The following is an 8,610-nucleotide window of genomic DNA, read 5'->3' as shown; positions in this document are numbered from 1 at the left end:
TTATATGTACCAGCAGCAAGACCTGTAAAAGATCCGCTTGATTGATAATCACCACCAATACTATATTGAAGACCATTTACTGTAGAAACAGTAATGGATCCAGTTGCAGTTTCACAAGTTGGTTGAACTGTAGCAGAAACTACTGGTGCATCCGGAGTATTTGGTTGCTCCTGAATTACTACTGAAGTAGCTGGTGAAATACATCCATCAGCATTTTTAGCAGTTACATTATATGTACCAGCAGCAAGACCTGTAAAAGATCCGCTTGTTTGATAATCACCACCAATACTATATTGATGACCATTTATTGTAGTTACAGTAAAAGATCCGGTCGCAGTCTCACAAGTCGGTTGAACTGTTGTAGAAACTACGGGAGCATCAGGAGTGTTTGGTTGCTCCTGAATTACTACTGAAGTAGTCTGAGACTCACATCCATCAGTATTTTTAGCGGTTACATTATATGTTCCAGCAGCAAGACCTGTAAAAGATCCGCTTTCTTGGTAATCACCACCAATACTATAAGTAAATCCTTGAGTAGTCGATACGGTAAAAGATCCAGTTGCAGTTTCACAAGTTGGTTGCACTGTAGCAGAAACTACTGGTGCATCAGGTCTTGAAGAGCTATTTGCGATGGCAATGTCTTCAGAGGTTTTACTACAACTACCTTTGTCTACTCTTACCGAATAGGTTCCTGGGGAAAGGTTGGTAAACATTCCAGCACTATTTATTGACTGCTGGATACTTTGTCCATCCTCATCAAGAAGCGTATAGTTATAATTTAAGTTGAAATTTAGAATTGAAACTTTTCCATTTTCCTGATCACAAGTAGCACTGATTGATTCGATTGAAATATCAATCGACTCCACTTCGATTTCAAATGGAATGAAGCAATCATTTGTACCTGGTACAATAGCATTGTACATATCGTTTTGTACAGGAAATGGATTGTTCGTGGTATACTCAATAGTATTAGCATCTATTGGGAAACTATCATAAAATCTTGTTCCTGATGGAAATGCATTTCTAATTTCACTTACAGGAATATTAGTAAGTGAGTCACAAAATTTGAACTTCTTTCTATCCGATGAGTCAGAACAATTTTCTTCAATATAGCTTTGTGCATCAATTGGTATAGATAACGATCTTGTGATTGGCTGACCATCACAGGCTCCAGACTGATCAAAACCCTGGATGAAATCTGTGTTTTCAAAGTTTACTCCAGATAACTTCCCTTTACCGTTAAGAGATCCTTTAAAATCTAAACTAGCTTCACTAGAACAATTCAAAAATTTAAGGATGTCACAATCTTCAGTTACTTTTATTTTTAAAGTTATTTCAGCCAGTACCGTTGAATTGTCTGCAGTGGTAGGTAGATCACCCAGATTCCATACTACAGAACCTGTTGCACCAAGAGTGTTATTAAAACTAATGGAGTTGGGAGCAGGTGTTGGTGAGTAGAATATCTCGCTTTGTCCTGAATTTTCTACGTAACTTCCATTATACGGTAGTGGTATAACCAGTTTTACATTTTCCAGGTCCTCTGAACCTTTATTACGTAATTCAACCTTGTAGGTGATTTCATCACCAGGTTGAACAGATTCCGAGCCGGTGTAAGGTTGGCCATTTATAGATTCAATCGAGTTAATCCCTTCGATCTTAGGTTGATAGGCATCAACAGACATTGCAAGAGAATATATGATGTAAGTATCTTGCGTTGTACCATACCTGAAGGTAGCTTCACTTTGATTATTGCCAATAACTGAATTGTTCTGGTTCGGTACATTGAACATACTAATATCCAATCCGGTGTTATTTACCAGATCCGGATTTCTATCACCATCTGTATTAATAGAAGAGTTGAAGAAGTTTCCGGTAGAATTTTGATCATGAGACAGTCTCTGCCACTGGTTGTTTCTTTTTTTAATTTCAAAATAATCTCCGGAAATACCTCGATCTCCTTCACCAGCCATCAATCCCAGTTTGATATTGATATCTCCATCTTGAGCAGTATTAAAACCCTCAACATCAATTTCGTAATCCTCGGTAGCATTTCCACGAACGTAGGCATATCCATCGAATATTGTTACATCCCTCGGGTTCATTAAGGCATTTTCGTAAACAACGACCATTCCCCAGCCCCCATAATATCCCGTAGATCCACCATTACCTTCACTTAAAGCAATATCAGCAACCCAGTACTCACCAGCGCCAGAATTTTTAACTAGATCGGTAACTTCAGAATATCCTACATACATATTGTTATCACCCGGATACCGTATCTCATTCTGAGCTGCAATAATATTCTGATAATTTCCATTTGGTGTTCTGAATTTAATCGAACGTTTCCGGTTGGTAGTAACTGAGGAATTCGCTCTTCCAGTCCAGTATAAACCCGCGTAAACTACATTAGAGCATTCTGATGATGCTCCATTCTCGGTAGAAAAAGTTAATTCAGCACTAGATGAGTTATCAGTTCCATCATTATTGTCGGTATCCACGAAAACCATAGTATTGTTACTATTCAACCGGTTTTCATTATAAAACTGAAGTGTAAGATTGGAATTTCCAATAAGCGTAAAATCTCCATTTACATTATAGATTTTCTTATTGTCTGAGTTTTCGGATACTCTTGGCTCAAATTCTTCACGAACCTGGGCTTGTAAACTACCAGCGCACAGAAGACCAAAGAAAAATAATAGCGCATAGCTATTCAATTTTTCAGAAATATTGTTGTAAACGTAGAAATGTTTCATATTACTCGTTTTGTAGTATTATTATTCGGACTGGATTACTTGATAAAGGATAGAAATTCCTTTCGCATTAGTGAAAATATTTGCTAATTCCTTTTCAGTACATGAGGATTCACATTGGATAAAGAAATATTTCAAGCTTGAAAAACTGTTCATTTTTGAAACATCAATATTTATGTTGCTATTCTTGTTATAACGTAATTTCACCATTTCGATATTTTGAAATAGATCGTTTTCAGTATAGATAATACGATAACTGTCATCTTCAATACTTGCCATAATAGGTGTAGTATTTTCGAATTGATGAACATTATTATCCTGAATATATATTGTAGGAGACACATCAAATACTAGTGTCTCTATCTTTTCAATATTTAAGGAATTGCCAGTATTTTTTTTATTAAGAGAAGACTTTTGAGAAGAAACTTTTTGAGCTCTTTGCTTACTATTTAATAAGGTTTCTAGGTTAATTACCTCATAATCTTGAGCTGTTCCTTTCAGTGTAAATGCGAAAAGGAATACCAATAAAGCTGTAATAAATTTGGAATTACTTGACATAGCTATGACTTTAAAATAGATTGTTCTTAATTTTCCATTAAGTATTGATATATAATATCTTCACTTAAAAGTACGTGGGGAGTACATTAAATATGTTATTAGTAATTGCTTTTGCAGTTTAGCGAGACTACTTTAGAGAAGTGTGGGGGTGACTCTATTATGGTGCAATTCTGAAGTAAAATTAGAGAGAATAAAGGGCTGAAGTGTGTAATAATCAGCTTTTTAGATATAACGCGTTATAATCTCGTTCAAAGACTGTATACAATCCCTAGATTGGGTGATAAAATGCAATCTAAAAAGTCATCTGTCAGAATTTTGTAGGAATTTAAGATTTGTCGCAGAATAAATAACCTAAATTTATTGACTAAATAAGATGTAAACAATTGATTAACAGTTGCAAAGAAAATAAAAATTTTGTAGTCCGTTAAATTTTAGAATTGTGGGTAAAAAAGAAGATTTGTGTACAATATCCGACAAAATGCATGTTTATTATTTCCGACATTAAATGTTCCAGAATCCGTCAGAAACATTTCAATCTTACTTTCGAAACTCGTAAATTGCAGGAAAAGCGGCCTATACATGAGCAAAAATCTCAACCATTATCGTAAATCCTACAAAAAGGATCGAATAGAGGATAATGCTATTCCTGAAGATCCTTTACAATTTTTTCAGGAGTGGTTTAAACAGGCTGATAACTCAGAAGACATCCTTGAAGCCAATGCGATGAACATTGCTACGGTTGGAAAAGACATGATCCCAAAGTCACGAATTATTTTATTAAAAGCTTTCGGACTGGAGGGATTTCATTTCTATACAAACTACTCTTCAGATAAAGGTAAGGCACTGGCTGAAAATCCTAACTGTTGCCTGTCATTTTTCTGGCCAGAGCTGGAAAAACAGGTCATCATCCAGGGAACCGCAGTAAAAATTTCCGAAGAAGAGTCCGAAGAATATTTTCATTCGAGACCTAAAGGCAGTCAGTTAGGGGCAATGGCTTCAGATCAAAGTTCTGTGATTCCTTCGAGGGCGTATCTTGAAGAAAAATTATCCAGTCTTGAGGACAAATATGATTCAGAAGAAATTCCGAAGCCAAAAAACTGGGGAGGATATGTTTTCCAACCAGAAACTTATGAATTCTGGCAGGGAAGGGAAAGCCGCCTGCATGACCGGATACGTTACAAAAAAACTACCAACTCCTGGAAATACGAACGTTTAGCACCTTAATTTATGAAGCGATTAATTTTAGTAAGACACGGTAAATCATCCTGGGCGAATGAACTTCCGGATCATAAGCGACCACTTAAGAAAAGAGCTTATAAAGATGCTGAGCTGGTTCTAAAAAAATTCCAGAATTTCTATCAGCAAGGTGGGTTGTTCTGGACCAGTTACGCTGTTCGTGCACATGAAACTGCGAAGCTATTTAAGAAAAATCTGAATATAAAAGATCCAGATTTTGAGGTAAAAGAAGAACTTTATACTTTCAATCAAAATGAGTTGCTTAGGGAGATTCAGCAATGCCCTGATGATCGGGACCAACTTATTGTTTTTGGCCACAATCCGGCTTTGACCATCCTTGTAAATTTTCTAGGAGATATGAAGTTTGATAATGTTCCAACAACTGGCCTCACGGTGATCGATTTTGAAGCTGAATCCTGGCAGCACATTGACGCTGGTAAAACCATCTTACATCTATTCCCTAAAAAACTCCGCTAGAATTTATGGCTAATAAGAAATATACGAACCGCGAGCTAAGCTGGTTAAGCTTTAACGCAAGAGTTTTACAGGAAGCGGCAGACGAAACAGTGCCTTTGATAGAAAGATTGAGATTCCTGGGAATTTTCTCCAATAACCTTGACGAATTTTTTAAGGTACGTTACGCAACCGTTAAACGAATTGATCTTGCCGGGAAAGCTGCCAAAAGTGTTCTTGGCGGAATCAAGGCGAGTAAACTTCTGGAGGCCATAACTAAAATTGTAATAGATCAACAGTCTGAAAGTCTCAAGATCCTTGAAGACATTCAGGAACAGCTAAAGGAGCACAATATTCACGTGATCAACGAGAATGAAGTCACCTACAAACAGCAGGACTTCATTAAAAACTATTTTTTAAGCAAGGTGAGTCCGGCCTTGGTTACCATTATTCTGAATGAACTTCCGGAAATGCCGTCATTAAAAGATTCTGCAGCATATCTGGCGGTGAAGATGGTGATGACCGAGGAAGTTGAGCAGAAAGATGGAATAGACAGGATTTTAAAGAGAAAAACTAAGGAAAAGCGATATGTTTTAATTGAGATCCCGCGCAATATCGAACGTTTTGTGGTACTTCCAGAGGAAGATGGTAAGCAATACATCATTCTTCTGGATGACCTTATTCGGTATAACCTGCATACGATTTTCAATATTTTTGACTATGAAAGTCTTTCAGCTCATATGATTAAAATTACGCGGGACGCTGGACTGGATCTGGATAGTGACCTTAGTAAAAGCTTTATTGAAAAGATTTCAGACAGTGTAAAGGATCGAATAAAAGGAGATCCTGTTCGCTTTGTTTATGATAAAAATATTGATAGCGAGACTCTTACTTATTTGATGAATAAAATGGGTATCGATTCTACCGATAGTATCATTCCCGGTGGAAGGTATCATAACAGGAGGGATTATATGGATTTTCCAAGTCTGGGGAGGCCAGAGCTACAATTCGAAAAACGGGAGCCCTTGCCAATTCCCGGCTTGATTCTCCAAACTAGCGTTCTAAAAGGTATTGCTGAAAAAGACTATTTATTATACACCCCTTATCAGAGTTTTGCTTATGTCGTTAAATTCCTGAGAGAAGCAGCACTGGATCCTAAAGTTAAAACGATAAAGATCACAATTTACAGGCTGGCAAAGATTTCACATATCGCCAGCTCCCTGATCAACGCTGTTAAAAATGGCAAAAAAGTAACGGTTCAAATTGAACTGCGAGCAAGGTTCGATGAAGTGGCGAATATTCGCTATGCCGAACAAATGCAGGAAGAAGGTGTGAATTTGATTTTTGGGGTTCCGGGACTCAAAGTACACTGTAAAACCTGTGTGATAGAGCGTGAAGAAGAAGGTAAACTCAAGCGATACGGTTTTATAAGTACTGGAAACTTTAATGAAAATACCTCTAAACTGTATACAGATTATACGCTGTTCACCGCAGATGCTGCTATTCTGAAGGAAGTAGATATGCTCTTTGAATTTTTCGAGACAAATTACAAGGTAAACAAGTACAAGCACTTGATCGTTTCGCCACATTATACAAGACATGTAATTTATAATCTTATTCAAACTGAAATTGATAATGCGAAAAATGGAAAACCTTCAGGTATCAGGCTAAAGTTGAATAGTCTATCAGATAATGGGGTGATTGATAAATTATACATGGCCAGTAAAGCCGGTGTGAAAATTAAATTGATTGTTCGCGGAATCTGTTGTTTAAATCCGGGCATCGAAGGGATTAGCGATAATATCGAAGCTATTAGTATTGTAGATAAATTTCTGGAACATCCAAGAGTTTATATTTTCGAGAATGGTGGAAATCGTAAGGTTTACATTTCATCTGCAGACCTTATGACTAGAAATCTGGATCAACGGGTCGAAATTTCCTGTCCAATCTACGATGAGGATATCAAGCAGGAACTTATAGAAACCTTCGAAATTAGCTGGAGCGATAATGTGAAAGCCAGAACACATTGTAGAGGCATGGACAATCCTTATCGGCGTACCGACGGTGAAAAGGTAAGATCCCAGTTCGCACTTTATGATTATTATTTAAGAAAAACTGAAATTTACGAATGATCAAACAAAAGAATTTCGCCGCTATAGATATTGGATCCAATGCTGTAAGACTATTGGTGTCAACTATTACCGAAAAAGAGGGTAAAGAACCAATGTTTCGGAAGACATCCCTGGTGCGTGTTCCTATAAGATTAGGTGCAGATGTGTTCCTGAAGAAGAAAGTTTCAGAAAAGAATACCATGCGAATGATCGATACCATGCATGCCTTTAATCTATTAATGAAATCTCATGGCGTAGAAAAGTATAAGGCTTATGCAACTTCGGCGATGCGGGAAGCTACTAATGGTAACGACATTGCTGCTATAATTAAGGAGAAATCTGGAATTGATATAGAGATCATTGATGGATCGCATGAAGCTGCGATCATTGCCGCTACAGATCTTCACGCACTTATCCAGAACGATTGTAATTATTTATATGTAGATGTTGGTGGTGGAAGTACAGAGTACACCATGTATAGTCATGGCAAAACGGTTGCTTCCAGATCTTTCAAAGTTGGAACTGTTAGAATGATGGAAGATCTCGTTGAGCATCATACCTGGGAAGAAATGCGGGAATGGGTTAAAGAAACTACCAGGGATTACAATGATATCGATCTTATAGGTTCTGGAGGAAACATCAACAATATTTTCAAAACCAGTGGAAAGAAGGAAGGAAAGGCTCTTAGTTTGAAGTATATGAAAGACTACGATGAAAAGCTAAATTCTTATACTTACGAGGAGCGAATTACCGAACTGGATCTAAAGAATGACCGTGCAGATGTGATCATTCCAGCCACAAAGATCTACGTAAATTCCATGAAATGGGCTCGAGCCAACTGGATCCATGTACCCAAAATCGGACTCGCAGATGGTATAATTAAATCTCTTTATAATGATTCTAAGAGGAAAAAAGGTTAACCGTGAATGCTTTCCTTTGTTCCCAGATCCTTCATGATTTTAGCTTCAAATTCCAGTAGATCCTCCCATTTTTGATCTACTACTTGCCGGTCTTCACCATATTGCCGGGCGAATTTCAGAAACATCGTATAGTGGTTCGCTTCGCTTATCATCAAATCCCGGTAAAATTTGGCCAGATCTTTATCTTTCAGTTCTTCAGAAAGTAGTCTGAAACGTTCGCAGCTACGGGCTTCGATCAAACCAGCGATAAGAAGACGATGAACCAGTTGAGTGGATCTGCTACCACCTTTAGGGAAAAACTTCAAAAGTTGTACGACATATTCATCTTTACGGTCCCAACCCATTTTGAAACCCATATTCAGCAGCCGGTCGTGTACCATTTTGAAATGCCCCATTTCTTCTCTTGCAAGCGCAGTCATGGCGTTAACAAGGTCTGAATATTCCGGGAAACTAACAATGAGGGAGATCGCTGTAGAAGCTGCTTTTTGTTCACAATAAGCATGATCAACAAGAATTTCTTCAATATTTTTCTCAGCAATATCAGCCCATCTCGGGTCGGTAGGTAATTTTAATCCTAACATA

Annotated in this window: 7 protein-coding genes; 4 read left to right on the top strand and 3 right to left on the bottom strand. The window is 37.5% G+C overall.

Going from position 1 to position 8,610, the window contains the following annotated elements:
• Positions 1–2,753 (bottom strand): hypothetical protein (locus QZ620_RS06140; protein ID WP_295180057.1); only part of this gene is annotated, 2,753 nt, incomplete at its 3' end.
• Between the two features lie 21 nt (positions 2,754–2,774).
• Complete coding sequence (locus QZ620_RS06135) at positions 2,775–3,308, bottom strand: hypothetical protein (RefSeq protein WP_295180055.1); 534 nt, start codon at positions 3,306–3,308, stop codon at positions 2,775–2,777.
• A gap of 579 nt (positions 3,309–3,887) precedes the next feature.
• Between QZ620_RS06135 and pdxH the strand changes: the two genes are divergently transcribed.
• From pdxH to QZ620_RS06115, 4 genes are read left to right on the top strand one after another with little or no spacing between them, the layout of a single operon-like run.
• Positions 3,888–4,532 carry a pyridoxamine 5'-phosphate oxidase gene (gene pdxH / locus QZ620_RS06130; RefSeq protein WP_295180053.1) on the top strand — a complete coding sequence of 215 codons (645 nt, stop codon included), beginning with the start codon at positions 3,888–3,890 and terminating at the stop codon, positions 4,530–4,532.
• A 3-nt stretch (positions 4,533–4,535) separates the two neighbouring features.
• Positions 4,536–5,021, top strand: coding sequence for a histidine phosphatase family protein (locus QZ620_RS06125; protein ID WP_295180051.1), 486 nt, complete (start codon positions 4,536–4,538; stop codon positions 5,019–5,021).
• Positions 5,022–5,026: 5 nt separating this feature from the next.
• Positions 5,027–7,129, top strand: a complete 2,103-nt coding sequence (gene ppk1 / locus QZ620_RS06120) for a polyphosphate kinase 1 (RefSeq protein ID WP_295180050.1) — start codon at positions 5,027–5,029, stop codon at positions 7,127–7,129.
• A complete protein-coding gene (locus tag QZ620_RS06115) occupies positions 7,126–8,028 on the top strand; it encodes a Ppx/GppA phosphatase family protein (protein WP_295180048.1) in 903 nt (300 codons plus the stop codon). The genes ppk1 and QZ620_RS06115 overlap by 4 nt, the downstream gene beginning before the upstream one ends.
• On the opposite strand, the gene QZ620_RS06110 is transcribed toward QZ620_RS06115, so the two are convergent.
• On the bottom strand, positions 8,025–8,609 hold the full coding sequence (locus QZ620_RS06110; protein ID WP_295180047.1) for a tRNA-(ms[2]io[6]A)-hydroxylase: 585 nt from the start codon (positions 8,607–8,609) through the stop codon (positions 8,025–8,027). The genes QZ620_RS06115 and QZ620_RS06110 overlap by 4 nt on opposite strands.
• Position 8,610 lies beyond the last annotated feature (1 nt).

The sequence above is a fragment of the uncultured Christiangramia sp. genome (assembly GCF_913046405.1).
Classification (GTDB): Bacteria; Bacteroidota; Bacteroidia; order Flavobacteriales; family Flavobacteriaceae; genus Christiangramia; species Christiangramia marina.
This window is presented reverse-complemented; position numbering and strand designations above follow the sequence as displayed.